The organism is Methanoculleus sp. (assembly GCF_036677455.1).
Lineage (GTDB): Archaea > Halobacteriota > Methanomicrobia > Methanomicrobiales > Methanoculleaceae > Methanoculleus.
On the sequence record NZ_JAVBWL010000007.1, the window covers coordinates 109,506 to 124,807 of the forward strand.

13 protein-coding genes and 1 tRNA gene are annotated in these 15,302 nt (G+C 60.4%); 9 read left to right on the forward strand and 5 right to left on the reverse strand.

Features of this window, described 5'->3' with window-relative positions:
- Window positions 1–2: 2 nt before the first annotated feature.
- Genes V6K60_RS02100 through V6K60_RS02110 form a run of 3 tightly spaced genes read right to left on the reverse strand, consistent with a single transcriptional unit; the run spans window position 3 to window position 3,926 of the window.
- Window positions 3–926: a type II secretion system F family protein gene (locus tag V6K60_RS02100; RefSeq protein ID WP_332448857.1), complete on the reverse strand. Its 924-nt coding sequence runs from the start codon at window positions 924–926 to the stop codon at window positions 3–5.
- Window positions 923–3,295 (reverse strand): type II/IV secretion system ATPase subunit, encoded by a 2,373-nt coding sequence (locus V6K60_RS02105; protein ID WP_332448858.1) that lies wholly within the window; start codon window positions 3,293–3,295, stop codon window positions 923–925. The genes V6K60_RS02100 and V6K60_RS02105 overlap by 4 nt, the downstream gene beginning before the upstream one ends.
- On the reverse strand, window positions 3,282–3,926 hold the full coding sequence (locus tag V6K60_RS02110; RefSeq protein WP_332448859.1) for a hypothetical protein: 645 nt from the start codon (window positions 3,924–3,926) through the stop codon (window positions 3,282–3,284). The genes V6K60_RS02105 and V6K60_RS02110 overlap by 14 nt, the downstream gene beginning before the upstream one ends.
- 351 nt (window positions 3,927–4,277) lie before the next feature.
- Between V6K60_RS02110 and V6K60_RS02115 the strand changes: the two genes are divergently transcribed.
- The 4 genes from V6K60_RS02115 to leuS are packed head-to-tail and all read left to right on the forward strand — an operon-like array spanning window position 4,278 to window position 10,185.
- Entirely contained in the window at window positions 4,278–5,081 is an 804-nt protein-coding gene (locus V6K60_RS02115) for an A24 family peptidase C-terminal domain-containing protein (protein ID WP_332448860.1), read from the forward strand.
- A gap of 6 nt (window positions 5,082–5,087) precedes the next feature.
- A complete protein-coding gene (hisI, locus tag V6K60_RS02120) occupies window positions 5,088–5,453 on the forward strand; it encodes a phosphoribosyl-AMP cyclohydrolase (protein ID WP_332448861.1) in 366 nt (121 codons plus the stop codon).
- Window positions 5,454–5,476: 23 nt separating this feature from the next.
- On the forward strand, window positions 5,477–7,363 hold the full coding sequence (locus V6K60_RS02125; protein ID WP_332448862.1) for a PINc/VapC family ATPase: 1,887 nt from the start codon (window positions 5,477–5,479) through the stop codon (window positions 7,361–7,363).
- Window positions 7,364–7,422: 59 nt separating this feature from the next.
- Window positions 7,423–10,185: a leucine--tRNA ligase gene (gene leuS, locus V6K60_RS02130; protein ID WP_332448863.1), complete on the forward strand. Its 2,763-nt coding sequence runs from the start codon at window positions 7,423–7,425 to the stop codon at window positions 10,183–10,185.
- A 207-nt stretch (window positions 10,186–10,392) separates the two neighbouring features.
- On the opposite strand, the gene V6K60_RS02135 is transcribed toward leuS, so the two are convergent.
- Entirely contained in the window at window positions 10,393–10,719 is a 327-nt protein-coding gene (locus tag V6K60_RS02135) for a DUF5611 family protein (RefSeq protein WP_332448864.1), read from the reverse strand.
- 59 nt (window positions 10,720–10,778) lie between these two features.
- On the opposite strand from V6K60_RS02135, the gene V6K60_RS02140 reads away from it, so the two are divergent.
- The 5 genes from V6K60_RS02140 to V6K60_RS02160 all read left to right on the forward strand — a co-directional run bounded on the left by V6K60_RS02140 (window position 10,779) and on the right by V6K60_RS02160 (window position 13,294).
- The gene (locus V6K60_RS02140) at window positions 10,779–11,492 is read left to right on the forward strand and encodes a proteasome assembly chaperone family protein (RefSeq protein WP_332448865.1); all 714 of its coding nucleotides are present in this window, start codon (window positions 10,779–10,781) and stop codon (window positions 11,490–11,492) included.
- A 6-nt stretch (window positions 11,493–11,498) separates the two neighbouring features.
- Window positions 11,499–11,888, forward strand: coding sequence for a DUF473 domain-containing protein (locus V6K60_RS02145; protein ID WP_332448866.1), 390 nt, complete (start codon window positions 11,499–11,501; stop codon window positions 11,886–11,888).
- Window positions 11,889–11,962: 74 nt separating this feature from the next.
- Window positions 11,963–12,037 (forward strand) — tRNA-Arg (locus V6K60_RS02150).
- Window positions 12,038–12,226: 189 nt separating this feature from the next.
- The gene (locus V6K60_RS02155) at window positions 12,227–12,538 is read left to right on the forward strand and encodes a putative quinol monooxygenase (RefSeq protein WP_332448867.1); all 312 of its coding nucleotides are present in this window, start codon (window positions 12,227–12,229) and stop codon (window positions 12,536–12,538) included.
- 234 nt (window positions 12,539–12,772) lie between these two features.
- Window positions 12,773–13,294: a hypothetical protein gene (locus tag V6K60_RS02160; RefSeq protein ID WP_332448868.1), complete on the forward strand. Its 522-nt coding sequence runs from the start codon at window positions 12,773–12,775 to the stop codon at window positions 13,292–13,294.
- Here the strand turns inward: V6K60_RS02160 and metG are convergent.
- The gene (metG, locus tag V6K60_RS02165) at window positions 13,269–15,263 is read right to left on the reverse strand and encodes a methionine--tRNA ligase (protein ID WP_332448869.1); all 1,995 of its coding nucleotides are present in this window, start codon (window positions 15,261–15,263) and stop codon (window positions 13,269–13,271) included. The two genes, V6K60_RS02160 and metG, sit on opposite strands and share 26 nt — an antisense overlap.
- Window positions 15,264–15,302: the final 39 nt, after the last annotated feature.

Consider the following 15,302-nt stretch of genomic DNA (forward strand, 5'->3'; position numbering starts at 1 on the left):
AATTACACCTCCGGCGTCATGGAACTGATCAGGACGATGAACATCATGCTCCCGAACGGCACGAGCAGGTAGATGATGATGTAGAGGAAGAGCGGGTTCGAGTCACCGGAGATGAGTGTCATGATCGACTGCAGGATGATCAGAAAGAGCATGCCTGCAACCATCGCGGTGACATATGACTCCGCGATCAGCCCGAGGGTCTCGAGGAATGTCTTCTGCTGCTGGTTGTTCTCGAGCGTATACTGGTGAGCCTTGGAACGGAAGTATTCGGTAAGGTTGCTCCCGCTGGAGATGCTCGCAACAGCCCCCTGCAGGAACTCCCGCATCCGCTCGCTCGGCGTCGCCTGCGAGACGGTCCGCAGCGCATCAAGGAGGTCCTTCCCGAAGAAGTCGGTCTCCCGGGAGACGTAGCGCGCCTCGACGGCGCTCTCACCGTAGATCTTGCTCTGACCGAGCAGCCGGAAGACCTCGTCGGGGGTGATCCCCGCCGAGGACATGGCGGTGACGTAGTTGACGGCGTATGGGAGGGTGGCTTCGATGTTCCGGCGCCGCTCTCCGGCTTGGATGCCGGGATAGAGGAGGAAGATCAGGTAGGATATCCCTCCGAAGATCAGGAGAGAGAGGACCGTGATGACAACGGTGCCGAGGAGGAGCTTGTAATCGTTCAATGCGTAGAAGATCTCGGGGACCGCTCCCCGGTAGGTGATCACCTCGGGGATCCGCAGGAGGTAGGTCAGAAGCCCGATGATCACGGCGGCGGCCAGCCCCACGATGATCGAGGAGACGTACGCCGTCGCAAGGTAGGCCTCAAACGGCGTATTCATCCGGGCTCCCACGAGATCGTTCCGGAGTTTGATGAAATCTCCCCGTTTCTCCCGTAGGTCACGGCCGATCAGGTTGAAGCAGAACCGCTCATAACTGTTCATGCCAGGTCACCGCCCTCCCCGTAGAGGTCGGAGCGCACACGCTCGATGACCGTCTCGGGGTCACGGAAGTAGGAGACCAGGATCTTGCTCACGTCGCGGAAGTGGCGGATCTTCTTGATGCGCATCCATTCGAGCACCTCCTGCCGCCGTTTCAGTTCTTCCTGCATCCGCTCCTCGCTCCATCCACGGTCCTCCATGATCTGCTCGAGGATGTAGGATTTGCCGGAGTAGCGGATCTCATCGGTCGCCGGGTGCCACCGGAAGACCTCGTTCGTGATCAACTCGTTCGTCCGGGGATCGATGTCCAGGATCTCGATGAGTTGCTTGTTCCGCCGGATCCGCTGACCTCCTACCCGGGCCTGCACCTGGATGGACATCAGGGAGAGTGCCGAGAGCATGTTCCGCGGCACGTCGATCGGCGGGTTTTCCAGGCGGTGGACGGCACTTGCCACGGAGTCCGCGTGCATCGTTGCGTAGGTGACGTGCCCGGTACTCATCGCCTGGAAGAGGGTCAGGGCCTCCTTGCCACGGACCTCGCCGACCAGGATGTACTCAGGGCGCTGCCGGAGGGCGGCACGCAGGAGTTCGTACATATCAATCTCGCCACGCCCATCCGATGAGAACGAATCCCGGGTGATGCTCGGGATCCAGTTCGGGTGGGGGAGCTTTAACTCACGGGTATCCTCAAGGGTGACGATCTTCGCGAGCGGCGGGATGAAGAGCGATATGGCGTTCAAGGTCGTGGTCTTCCCGGACGCCGTCCCGCCGGCAAATATGCAGGACTTGGCGTTCTCGACCGCGAGCCAGATGAAGGCGATCCCGAGCGGCGAGAAGGTGTGCCACTCGATAAGGTCCGTGGGCGTGATCGGCTCTTCCCGGAACTTCCGGATCGTGAACGTTGAGCCGTGAGCGGTCACCTCCGCCCCGAGCGTCATCTGGATACGCGACCCGTCGCTCATCGTGGCATCCAGCATCGGTTCGGCGATAGAAATGTATTTTCCGGCCCTCTGCGCAAGTTTTGTGACGAACGAGTCAAGTTCTGCAGCATCCCGGTAGACGAGACTCGTCTTCATCGACTCATACGTCGTGTGATAGACGAAGATAGGGCTGTTCACGCCGTCGCAAGAGATGTCCTCGATGTACTTATCGTGCATCACCGGGTCGATCAGCCCGTCACCGAGGAACTCCTTCTCCACGTGGTAGAGAATCTTCTCCCGGCCGGGTGGCGAGAGATGGATCCCGTAATCGGCGATGACCGTGTTGGCCGAGTCCCGGAGCGCCTTCCGGGCTACCTCGCGGGTGAGGTCACGGGTGGTGATGTTGAGCGTCTCAAAGAGGCGCTCCTTGATCTCCCCGAAGAGTTCCTGCTCTCCGGGGGTGAGCGCGGGCTCGAGGACATGATAGGTGTACTCGTGCGTCGTGCCGTCATAGGTCACCCGGACATAAGCATACGGCTCGTTGACCGGGTAGAGCTCGATCTCCTCCAGCCCCGGCGACGGCCGCATCGAGAGATCGACGAGCGGTCCATGTAACATGGGGTTATACTCCTCGATCACTTCCCCGGCCATCGGGAGCTGGAACTTCTTGAGGAAACCGAACCGGGGCTGCGCGCCCTCTTCGGCCGGGGTCGCTACCTGTGTCGCGGCTGCGACGAATGCGGGGGATGAGACGGTCCTCGCAAAGAGGTCATCGAACTCCGATACAACCCGGGCGTTGTCGACGAAGTCGAAATGGTGATCGTCACGATTGATATTCAGTTCCTCGATCGCAAATGTCGCACTCTTCGGGAGGATCAGGTCGGTCAGGTTCCCGAGGTCGTCGACCGAGACCACACCTGCGCTCAGGTCTTCATCAGGATCAGGTTCGTCGAGGTCAGGACTATCGGCCTCCCTCCACCCCTTCATCCGGCTGAGGAAACCGGAGGACTCATCGTGCCCAGAGGGAGAAGCCGGCACCTCTGGCCCTGCTTCGATACCCTCTGCCGCCGGCACGGAGGGCTCTCCCCCGGCATCCGTCCCTCCTCTACGCCGTTCGATCCGGTTGAGGAGGGCCCTGACCGGATCCTCGCCGTTGGCTGCGTGTCGATCTTCGGTACTCCCGGATCCCGTCACCGCGTCGATGAGCGAGCGGATGCCCGCCCTCTTTGACACCGGTCCGGGATAGGGCTCCGACTGTTCGTCGTTTTCGCCGGGATCGGCCTCCAAGGTCGCCTCTTCATGGGCCTCCCCCTCATCGGAGCGAGGCTCCTTCCCGGCACCATCGGATCCATTCAGGGGATCCCCATTGCCGGCCTCCGGTCTCCCGGGTAGTGTGAGCAGGTTCCTGACCGCTGCTATCAGTTCACGTTCTTCATCCTCATGTGCTCTCATCCTCTATGCCCCCAATATCAACGCACGTTTCTACCTGAGGATCATGGAATTCGATGATGCGTCGCGTCCGCTCTCCGATCCGATCCGAGACCACGCACATATAGCGCCCGTTGAGCAACCGGAAACAGACCCGCCCCCCGGAATCCGTCACATCGCTGGTGATGACCAGTTTTCCTTTTCGGATCGAGACGTGGGCTCCGACAAGGGGAGCCCGGCTGTCGCGCACGGTCAGGCATAGCACCCCAACCCGCTGCCGGGTAGGGGTGCCGATGGTCGGGATATCAAGGCGGCCGTTCTTCCTCAGGTGGCTCTTCTCGAAGACCCGGCACCGTGATACCAATGCGTCGACGATCTGCGGTGCAACCAGGAAGAGATCAAACACCTCCTCCCCCGTAAGCCGCAGGACCGCGGCATCGCCAAAGAGCGTTCCCTTCTCATCGACGAATATAGCGCCGTCCGGCTCGCCCCCAAGGAGAACCAGGAAAAAGGTATGCGCCTCTGCCCTACAGATCCCTATCCCGGTCAGGGGACGAACAGCAGTGCGGTGTAGTAACTCATCAAGAGCAAACTGCCCCTCGTGCGTCGACTGTAGAAGGATCTCGTCCATAAGGCCGTTTATGTCCATGCACATCTTCAGGTATGGTATTTTTATGCAGGAAAGGGGATTTGCCCCCCGCCACAGTATACCTCATCACTATACTCATATTAATATTTTACGATAGGGCGATACCCGTTCAGGTAGACATTCAATTGAAAGTGTCTGATCCGGGGACCTGAAAGAGGCCGTTCTCGGGCAGGAATCTTCAAAAATTAAGTTATTCTGAGAGAGTCCCGATCTCTAAAATATGCGTCCTGAGGCAAAATGAGGCCGTGAGAGAGCCATAAAATACCAACTACATGAAAAGCGCACTGAAATGGCAGCGGTTCCCATAAAAAGAGATCGTCAGAAATAAGAGATGAAAGATGAATAGAGTACTGGCCCATGATTCTTCCGCTCGTGGTAGCTGTCCCGCTGATGATTGCAGCGGCTGCAATAGGGGTCACGCTCATATATGCGTCGGTCCTGGATGCAAGAGAACGGCGGGTACCCCACAGGACCTGGCGTCCTGCGCTCGCGATCGCGATTCCGGCAGCCGTCTGGGTATACGGGTTGACCCTCCTCGCGGACTGGCGGACAGCAGCGGGGTATCTCCTCCTGGTCACGGTCTTCTGCGGATTTTTTTACTTCTTTCAGGCCGCAAACCTCTTCGGGGGAGCGGACGCGTATGCCCTCATCATCATCACCGCATGCCTCCCGTTCTTCCCCATCGAGCCCTACTTCGGTATCTCGCCCCTCGGGTTCTTCCCATTTACGGTGCTGACGAATGCCGTGCTCATCAACATCGCGGCACCGGTTGTCATACTCGCAAAGAACCTGCTCGAGGGCAACCGGGCCCCGTTACCCTGCCTCTTCACCGGTTTTCCCGTCGAGGCAAAGACGATCCAGAATGAATTCGGTTTTGTCATGGAGGATATCAAGGAAGAGGACGGCAGGCTGGTCAGGCGGTTCGTCGGCTTTACCGAGTCGCTCAGGCGCATCGTGCGGGGAGAGCGGCGACTATACACGAAAGACCTCAGGCTGCACCCCGAAGACTACCTGGAGGAACTGGCCCTCTACCGGAAGGCCGGCAGGGTCTGGATATCTTACGGCATTCCCTTCATCATACCGATCACGGCGGGATTCCTGGTCGCGTTATTCGTGGGAGATATCCTCTTTGTCATCATGAAGGCTCTAGCAGGAATGTGAACCAATATGGAGATACAATTTAAAGACGGACTGGTGCCTGTCATTGTACAGGAGAAGCGAACTCGTGAGGTCCTGATGCTCGCTTACGCAAACGCCGAAGCACTGGAACTCACCCGGACCACCGGATACGCGCATTACTACAGCAGAAGCAGGCAGAAACTCTGGAAGAAAGGTGAAGAGAGCGGGCACTTCCAGCGGGTCTGCCGGATGCTCGTCGACTGCGATGCGGATGCAGTCCTCTATGAAGTGGAACAGATCGGTGCTGCCTGCCATACCGGCCATGCCTCGTGCTTCTACCGAACGATCGAAGGGAAGGAGATCGCCGGAATCGTCTTTGATCCGGAGAAGGTATACGCTAATAAGGGTGAATGACTTCATTACTATGGTGATTTTTTATGAAAATTGTACCCGATACCAGCGTCGTGATAGACGGGCGCATAACATCGATGATAAAGGCGGGAGAATATAAGGGCGCAACAATAATCATACCGGAAGCCGTCGTCGCCGAACTGGAGGCACAGGCAAATCAGGGAAGGGAGATAGGGTTTTCCGGTCTGACCGAACTCCAGGAACTCTTTCGGATGTCGGAGGATTCTATCATCGAACTCCAATATTCAGGAGAGCGCCCGAGCCTCGACCAGGTGAAACTCTCGAGCGGCGGCGAGATCGACGCCCTGATCAGGAATGTCGCTCTTCTCCACGACGCCCGGTTCATCACGAGCGACCTTGTGCAGGCAGAGGTTGCGAAGGCAAAGGGGCTTGACGTCACCTACTTAAGACCCCAGATCGGGGATTTCTCGCCGCTCTCGATCGACCAGTACTTCGACGAGGAGACGGTCGCGGTCACGCTCAAAGAACGGGCCCCGCCGGTGGCAAAGATCGGGAAACTCCGTGACATTCGCCTGGTCACCCTCCGCGATGCGCCGATGAATGAGTACGAGCTCCGGTCCATGGCCCAGGAACTTCTTGAGCGGGCAAAACGCGATCCGGACGGCTTTATCGAACTCGAGAAGCGAGGGATCACGGTCGTCCAGATCGGGTCGCTCCGGATATCGATCGCCCGGCGGCCGTTCTCGGACGGGATGGAGATCACGGCAGTACGACCGCTTGTGGACCTCTCGCTCGATGACTACGACATGGCGCCGGAGATCAAGAAACGGATCCTCGGGAACCGTCGCGGGGTCCTGATAGCAGGGCCCCCGGGAGCGGGGAAGACCACGCTCGCCCAGAGCCTTGCAACGTTCCTTGCCGACCACGACTTCATCGTCAAGACAATGGAGGCGCCGCGGGACCTGCAGGTGCCCGACCACATCACCCAGTACACGGCGCTCGAGGGCAGCATGGCGAACACTGCCGAAGCCCTCCTGCTCGTCCGGCCCGATTATGTCATCTTCGACGAGATCCGGAAGAGCGAAGACTTCGGCATCTACGCCGACATGCGCCTTGCCGGGATGGGCATGGTCGGGGTGGTGCACGCCATGGAGGTGCAGGACTGCCTCCAGCGATTCTGCGACCGCGTGGGCTACAGCGTCCTGCCGCAGATCATCAACACCATCATCTATGTCGCGGAAGGCGCAATCACGAAGATCTACGACCTTGAACTGACGGTCAAGACGCCGGAGGGGATGCCCGGGGATACCCACATCCGCCCGGTGATCGTCGTCTACGAGCACTCCCGGCGGGAGCCCGAGATGGAGATCTTCCGCTACGAGGGAGAGACCCTGGTGATGCCGATCGCACGGCCGGAGATTGAGGCACCCCCAACCGTTACAGAGGAACCGGTCGTCGCACCGGCAGCAAAGCCCGAGGAGAACGTTTCCTGGAAGGTCGCTGAGAAGGAGGTTCAGCACGAGATCGGGCGGTATACGGCCGGCCCGGTCGAGGTCCGGATCATCAGCGACAACAAAGCCGTCGTCTACATCGATGACAAGGATGTCCCGGCAGCGATCGGAAAGGGCGGAAAGAACGTCTCCGCGATCGTGAACAAACTCGGTATCGGGATCGACATCAGGCCGAGGAGCGAGCTCGAGGCGCAACGGCCCGTCGAGGAGGAGATGCAGCTTGCAGGCGGCATCAAGATCCGCCTCGATCGAAAGCAGTTGACGATTGTCTCCCAGGAGAACAGAGGCAAGATCGTCGATGTCTTTGCCGGAAAAGAGTATCTCTTCACGGCAACGGTGAACGAGGAGGGGGATATCCTCCTTGCCAAGAACAGCACCATCGCCCAGGAGATGATCAAGCGCTACAATGAGGGCGAGACGATCCGGCTGCGTCCGGTATGATGCAGGGCAGAAGAAATGACGAAACCAGTATCTGGAGGCATAGAGTGAGCGGACTGGATATGCGAAGCAACGAACGGGAATGTGCTGCCCGGTGGGAGCACGCGTTTGAGGCTGATCCGGCTGAGAAGGAGAAGTATTACCTGACCGTGGCGTTCCCCTACCCAAGCGGGGCGATGCACGTCGGGCACGGACGGACCTACATCGTCCCGGATGTCATCGCCCGGTACCAGCGGATGAAGGGAAGACAGGTCCTCTTCCCGATGGCGTTTCACGTCACCGGCACCCCGGTCATCGGGATATCGAAGCGGATCGCAAACGGCGATGTGAAGACGATCGGGTTGTACCGTGACCTTTACCGGGTGCCGCAGGACATCCTCGATCGGTTCATCAACCCGATGGAGATCGTCCGGTACTTCTCGGAGGAGTACCAGAGGGTGATGCAGAAGTGCGGGCTCTCGATCGACTGGCGGCGCCGGTTCATCACCGTCGACCCCCAGTACAGCAAGTTCATCGAGTGGCAATACGCGCACCTGCACGAGGACGAGCACGTCGTCAAGGGAGCCCACCCGGTCAAGTACTGTCCCCAGTGCGAGAACCCGGTCGGCGACCACGACCTGCTCGAGGGCGACAAGTCCGAGATCATCCGGTTCACCCTGGTGGTCTTCCAGTGGGGCGATGCAAAGGTCCCGTGCGCCACGCTCCGGCCCGAGACGGTCTACGGGGTGACGAACCTCTGGGTGAACCCGGACGTCACCTACGTCCGGACGATGGTGGACGGCGAGGAGTGGATCTTGAGCCGGGAGGCGGCAGGGAAACTTGCCCTCCAGGACCACACGGTCACCGTGACCGAGGAGATCCCCGGGACCGCGTTCATCGACCAGACGGTCTCGCACCCCCTCTCCGGCAAGGTCCCCGTCCTCCCGGCAACGTTCGTGGACCCGGAGATGGGGACCGGGATCGTTATGAGCGTTCCCGCTCACGCGCCCTTCGATTACATCGCGCTCCGCGACCTGCAGCAGCAGGGGATGTATACGTCCATCCGGCCGGTCCCGCTCATCTCCGTCGAGGGCTACGGCGAGATCCCGGCGAAGGATGCGGTCGAGCGGGCCGGCATCCGCGACCAGAACGACCCCGGGATGGAGGCGCTTACCCAGGAGGTCTACAGCGCCGAGTTCTCCCGCGGGAAGGTATTTGAGAAGTATGGCGGCAAGCCGGTGAGAGAGGCCCGGGACGATGTGGCGGCGTTGATGATGGAGCGCTACGGTTCCGTCCCGATGTACGAGTTCGACAACCGCCAGGTGATCTGCCGGTGCGGAGGCAGGGTCTACGTGAAGATCCTGCACGACCAGTGGTTCCTGGAGTACAGCGACCCGTGCTGGAAGGAGCAGGTGAAGACCCAGCTCGAGCGGATGGCGCTCGTCCCGCCCGAGGTCAGGACCGAGTTCGACCGGACGGTCGACTGGCTGAAGGACTGGGCCTGCACCCGGCGGGTGGGGCTCGGAACGAAACTCCCCTGGGACCCGACCTGGATCATCGAGCCGCTCTCCGACTCGACGGTCTACATGGCCTACTACACGATCGCTCACCACTTGAAGGCCATACCGCCGGAGAACCTGACACCGGAGGTCTTCGAGTACATCTTCAAGGGCGAGGGGAACCCCACCACAGTTGACCGGGAGACGCTTGACCGGCTCAGGAACGAGTTCCTCTACTGGTATCCTTACGACTACCGGTTCTCGGCAAAGGACCTCATCTCAAACCACCTCACCTTCCAGCTCTTCCACCACCGGGCCGTCTTCCCGGCGGAACTACAGCCGAAGGGCATGGTGGTCTTTGGCATGGGGCTCCTGAACGGAGCGAAGATGTCCTCAAGCAAGGGCAACGTCTTCCTGCTCGAGGACGCCGTGGAGGAGTTCGGCGCCGATACGGTTCGGATGTTCCTCGTCGGGAGCGCGGAGCCGTGGCAGGACTTTGACTGGAGGAATGAACTCGTCTCGTCGACGAGGAAACAGATCGAGCGGTTCTGGAACACGGTCGATGAGGCAAAGGAGGCTGAAGGCACCTCCGGTATCGACACCTGGCTCGCCAGCAGGCTCCAGCACCGCATCGAGAGCACCACCGCGGCACTCGATTCGTTCCAGACCCGGCAGGCGTTGCAGGAGGCGTTCTTCGGAGTGGAGGCCGACCTGAAGTGGTACCGGCGTCGCCTGCCCGGGGAAACGGGCAGCGGGGCCGTGATGCAGGACCTCTGCCGCACCTGGGTACGGCTGCTTGCCCCCATCATCCCCTTCACCTGTGAGGCGCTCTGGAACGAGATCGGCGGGGAGGGTATGGTCTCCTTCGCCCCCTGGCCGACGGTCGACGCGGCCCGGATCAACCCGGAGGTCGAACTTGCCGAGGAACTCCTCGCGAGGACGGTCGAGGATATCGAGTCGATCGTGAAACTCATCCCGATGGAGCCGAAGGGCATCAGCCTCTTCGTCGCCCCGGCCTGGAAGCAGGAGGCGTTCCGAATCGTCGCCGCCTCGACCGACAAGACGAGGGTGATGCGGGAGATCATGCAGAACGAGGGGATGCGGAAGCGTGGTCGTGAGGCGACGGAGGCCGCAAAGCAGATCACCAAACTCGTCCTGAAACTCCCGCCCGAACTCGTGAAGCAGCTCGTGGCCTCGTCGCTCGACGAACAGGCGGTCCTCGAAGGCGCTCGGTCGTTCCTGGAGCATGAGTTCGGCGTCCCGGTGACGGTCCAGAACGCCGAAGCGAGCACGCACGCAAAGGCGTCGGGCGCCCTGCCGTTCAAGCCGGCGATCGTGATCGAGTAAGGTAACCTACCTTATTTTACCTTTTTGCACATTTTCCGGGATTCAGGCCTGCTCGCGAGAGAACCGGGACGGGAATCTTCGATAGGAATGAAAACTTCGGTCATGGGCTGATTGAATACACCCCGCTACACCGAACGTCGGAATGAAGAGTGCAGCCTCGAGGGCCTGCAAAAAAGAAGAGATGCCCGACCAAAGAGAGCAATTCAGTTATTCGCTTCCCTTCACGGCCTGCTGGGCCTTCTTCGCCCGTTCTTTTGCCGTGAATCCGGTCACCTGCTGGAGGTAGTTCCGGAACCGGCGGTTGGTGTCGATGATCGTCTCGTCGTCGGTATCTTTGTTCGCCTCGGTATCGACGATCAGCGTCTTGCCCGCTGCGCCGGACCAGACCTCAAGGCGCCGGAGAGCTCCGTAAGTGATCGTGTAGTGACCGTCGCCCGATGCCACGGGTTCGGTCCCGAACTGGTCGCGAAGACCCTGAACCATGGATTCTGCAAGAGATTTCGTGTATCCGCGCTTGATCTGGTATTCCTGCATAATATTTTTAAGGGACAGCCAACTATGTTAATCTAATCCGAGATTGTGTGGTTGGTTCCATGGAAGATATAAAGGTTGTATCCAGAGCACTTGCCGGCGCCGAAAAAACGGTGTTGATCGGGTTCCCCGGCAGTGGACTCGTCGGGAGTATTGCCCTGCAGTACGTCGTCGAGCAGATGGAGTTCGAGCAGATCGGGACAATCACCAGCAAATACTTTCCACCGGTCGCTCTCATGACAAAGGGCGTGATCAACGCTCCCGTACGCCTCTATGAGAAGGACAACCTCGTTGCGGTCATCTCCGATGTCCCCATCCACCCCACAATCTGCTACGAGGTGGCAAACGGCATCATGGACTGGCTCGCCCAGTTTGATATCAAAGAGATCGCCACGATTGCAGGCATCATCACGAACGAACCGGAGAAGAGGGTCTTTGGCGTTGCTACAACACGCGAGGTCCTCCAGCGTCTCGAGGAAGAGACGATGATCCTCCCGATGGGGAGCCTCTCCGGCATCGCGGCAAGCATCCTCACGGAGTGCAAGACCCGGGGCATTCCGGGGATCGGGCTCCTCGGGGAGACCGTGAACACCCCTGACCCGCGGTCCTCTGCGGCCACGATTGAGGTCTTGAACAAGATCTACAAGATCAACCTGGACGTCAACCCGCTGCTTGAACAGGCGGTAGAGATCGAGGCGGCGATGGCCCAGATATCCGAGCAGGTGCAGAAGACCGAGACCGCCCCCAGAAGAGAGCAGCTGCCGATGTACGGGTGATTGGTCATGAAGTACGCAGCATTAACAGGGATTTCGCCGGCAGTCATTGCTGAACTCCAGAGCGGCAGGGCCCGCACCCTCGAGTTGAACAGCGCTCACAACATCATCACGCTGACCGAGGCCGCCCCCGGGGAGTGTATCTTCATAACCTCAGTCAACGAGGAAGACCTCTCGCCCGGAGATGCAGGGATCATGGTCGACCTCCTTGTCCTCAATATCGGCATGAGACGGGTCGACTTCGTCATCCCGTCCTTCTCCGAGGAACTGGAGCGGATGTCAGCCCGGATCAAGGTTCAGTTCCGGGGAACGACCATCGCCCGCGACGTGGAAGGACGGAAGTGGGGAGACCCGACCAAAGTCGAGATCGTCAGGGCGGCGTGTTACCGGGCCGGTTGATACACTTTTTTTCAGACGCCCCGGTCCTCAAAGGGTTAATATCCCCGGACCGCGAAAATGTATGGGAACCAGGAGGGTCTGTGGCTTAGCCAGGACATAGCGCCGGGCTTCTAACCCGGACGTCGGGGGTTCGAATCCCCCCAGGCCCGTCGTTTTTTGCATTCGTCATCATTCTATCGCTCCTCACCCGCGTTTATGTCCTCACACGCAGGGATAACTCCATCCTCCCCACAAAAAGCCGCTTCCTCATACCCGGGCAAGCCCTCTCAGGTCGGGATGCACAAGATTTATTTCCGCTCGTGCCATTCGAGGCCCCGGTTACGATGGTTGTAGCACGAATGTCTACCTGGAAATTCAAGCCGGGCCAGCGCGACGCCGCGATTGAGGTCATCTCGAAGGAAGGCGATGCTGCAGAGAAGAAGGGATCCCGCGGGCACCTCTTCCTGATGCCGGCGGAGGACCCGGATGCCGGCGTGTTTATCACCCTCTGGGAGGACGAGGAATCGTTGCAGGCATCCAGGGAGGGTGTCTTCAAGGGGATCTCCAGAGACATAGAGCAGTACACGGCATCCCCGCCCGAGGTGAAGAAACTGCACGTACACTCGGCCGAGATCGCCGAGATCGCCCCCGAGATCGTAAAGCCGGCGTAAGGACTATCCGAATTCGATATGACGCGCCTCTCTCGCCGGGCTCCGGCCGGTTGCCGGCCCGCAGGGGGAGCGCATTGAAATGGCGGAGCGTTCAGCAGCATTATCCGGTGGGCCGCTGCACAGGGGTCGATGCAAGCGAGGCGATGCTCACCCCTGTGCGACAGGCCCGCTCCACCTCTTCTCGCTTCGTTCAACCCATAGTTTCAAATACAGGGTGTTACCCACAGGGGGCTCGTGAAACGGGGCCCCATCTCCACCGGAACAGCGACGGTCTGTGCTATCATCATAGCCACGGTGATGATGACCGTCGTAGCCGCAACCCTCCTGGTGCCGGAGGAAGAAGCGGGGATCACGGTCCCGGGGGCCTCTCCTGCCTCCCCGGTGGAGGCCATCGCCGGCTATGCGGGGACGCCGGTGATACGGATAACCGGGGACGCCGTCAACCTCACGGGCTGCCGGGTCTACCTCACCGACCCGGAAGGAGTGCTCCATAACGTGGAGACCGCAATCCTCGCGAACACGACCCCCGCCGGCGGCAGGGACGTATATATCTTCCACCTCCCCGTGGACGACCCGGCCGCGTCGGGCTACTGGATCACCGACATGCCGGAGATGGTCTTTACCGCCGACCGCCATCCGGGTATCCACCCGTTCTCGCCCGCCGGAGAGTGGCGGGTGGTCGTCTACGATCAACGCTCGATGAAGAACAGGGTTGACCGGGTTGTCCCGATCAACGGACCGCTGTCCCCGGTTTGACCGGCCGGAGGGGGACGAGGAGGGAGGCTTCGTCCCCGGCGGCGAGGATCATCCCCCTGCTCTCGACGCCGAATATCTTTGCCGGAGCAAGGTTTGCTATCAGCGCTACGTCCTTCCCCACCAGTTCGTCGGGGGAGTAGAACTGCGCAATCCCGCTGACCACCTGGCGTTTCTCGCCCCCGAGGTCGACGACGAGTTTGTAGAGCTTCTTCGAGCCCTTGATCGGCTCGGCCGAGACGACCTTCGCCGTCCGGATATCGAGTTTCCCGAACTCCTCGATGGAGACGGTGCTCTTCTTCGGTTTCGCGGCCGCATCGGCCTCTTCGACCCGGGCGTTGAGGACCTTCTCAAGTTCCTTGACCTGAGCCTCCTCGATCTTCACGAAGAGGGGGACGGGCTTTGCAAGCACCCGTGCCCCCACCGGTGCTGTGGCCTCGGCTATGGGATGGTCCGCAATCCTGTCGTCGTAGCCGAGCATCGTCCAGGCCCGTTGCATCGCCTCAGGCATCAGGGGCTCAAACGTCAGGGTGAGGGCCTTGACGATCTGGAGGCAGTCGGCGATCACCTGCTCCGCCGCCGCCCGGTCCTCCTTGATCAACTTCCAGGGGGCATTGTTCTGAATGTAGGCGTTCCCAAACGACGCAAGCGCCATCATCGAGTCGACGGCGCTCTTGAAGTCGTAATCCCGCATCAGACCGTCGACCGCGGAGAGCGACCGCTCGATCTCTTCAAGGACAGCCGGCCGGGGGGCGAGGTCGGGCACGCCCGAGAACTCCTTCTCGGCGAAGTACATCGTCCGGTAGATGAAGTTCCCGAGCGTCCCGACGATCTCGCTGTTCACCCGCTCGGCGTAGACCTTCCAGGAGAAGTCAAGTTCCCTGGTGTGGTTGGTGTAGGAGAGGAGGTAGTAGCGGAGGTAGTCCGCCGGGAGCCCCTGGTCCAGGTAGTCGTCGTTCGTCCAGACGACGTACCCCCGGGACTTCGAGAACTTCTTCCCCTCGATCGTGACCATGCCGCTTGCGACCACCGCGTACGGGAGGCCGAAGCCTGCGCCTTTGAGGAGCGCCGGCCAGAAGATGCAGTGGTGGTAGACGATGTCCCCGCCGATGAAATGCGTGACCCGGGTGTCGTCGCCGCACCAGTACTCCTTCCAGTCGGCCCCTGCAGCCTCTGCCCACTCCTTCGTGAACGACATATACCCGATGGGCGCATCGACCCAGACGTAGACGACGAGGTCGTCACGGCCCGGGAACTTCACGCCCCAGTCCAGCGTCCGGGTGATGCACCAGTCGTGCAGGAGCTCCTTCACCCACCCAAGGGCGTAGTTCCGGGCGGTGGCCGTGCCTTTGAGGTTCGGGAGGTAGTCGAGGAGGAACTCCCGGAACGCCGAGAGCCGGAAGAAGTAGTGCTCCTGCTCCCGGTACTCCGCCTTCCCGCCGCAGACCTTGCAGACCGCGTCCTTGATCTCGCCGGGCTCAAGGTGCTGCCCGCACCCCTGGTCGCACTCGTCGCCCCGGGCGATGGCTCCACAGTGGGGGCAGACCCCCTCCACGTAACGGTCCGGGAGGAACCGCTCGCATTCCGGACAGTAACTCTGGCTGATGGTCTTTGAGTAGACGTAGCCGTTCTCGATGAGCCGCTCGACGATCGACCGGGTGGTCTCGTGGTTCATGGGGTCGTCGGTCATCCCGAACCGGTCGAAGACGACCCCCATCTTCCGGAACGTATCGTAGAAGTGCTCGTGATAGCGCTCCGAGAGGGCGCGGGGGGTTGAACCCTCGTGCTCGGCGCTGATCACGATCGGCGTCCCGTGATTGTCGGAACCACATACAAAGACGACCTCCTCCCCGGACCGGCGCATATACCGCACGTAAAAGTCCGCCGGCACGTAGGTCCGCAGGTGCCCGATATGGCAGGGACCGTTCGTGTACGGGAGTCCGCACGTTACCAGCAACGGCTTACCACTCATCCTTATCTACTCTGGTTGCGATGCTAATAAAGATATTAG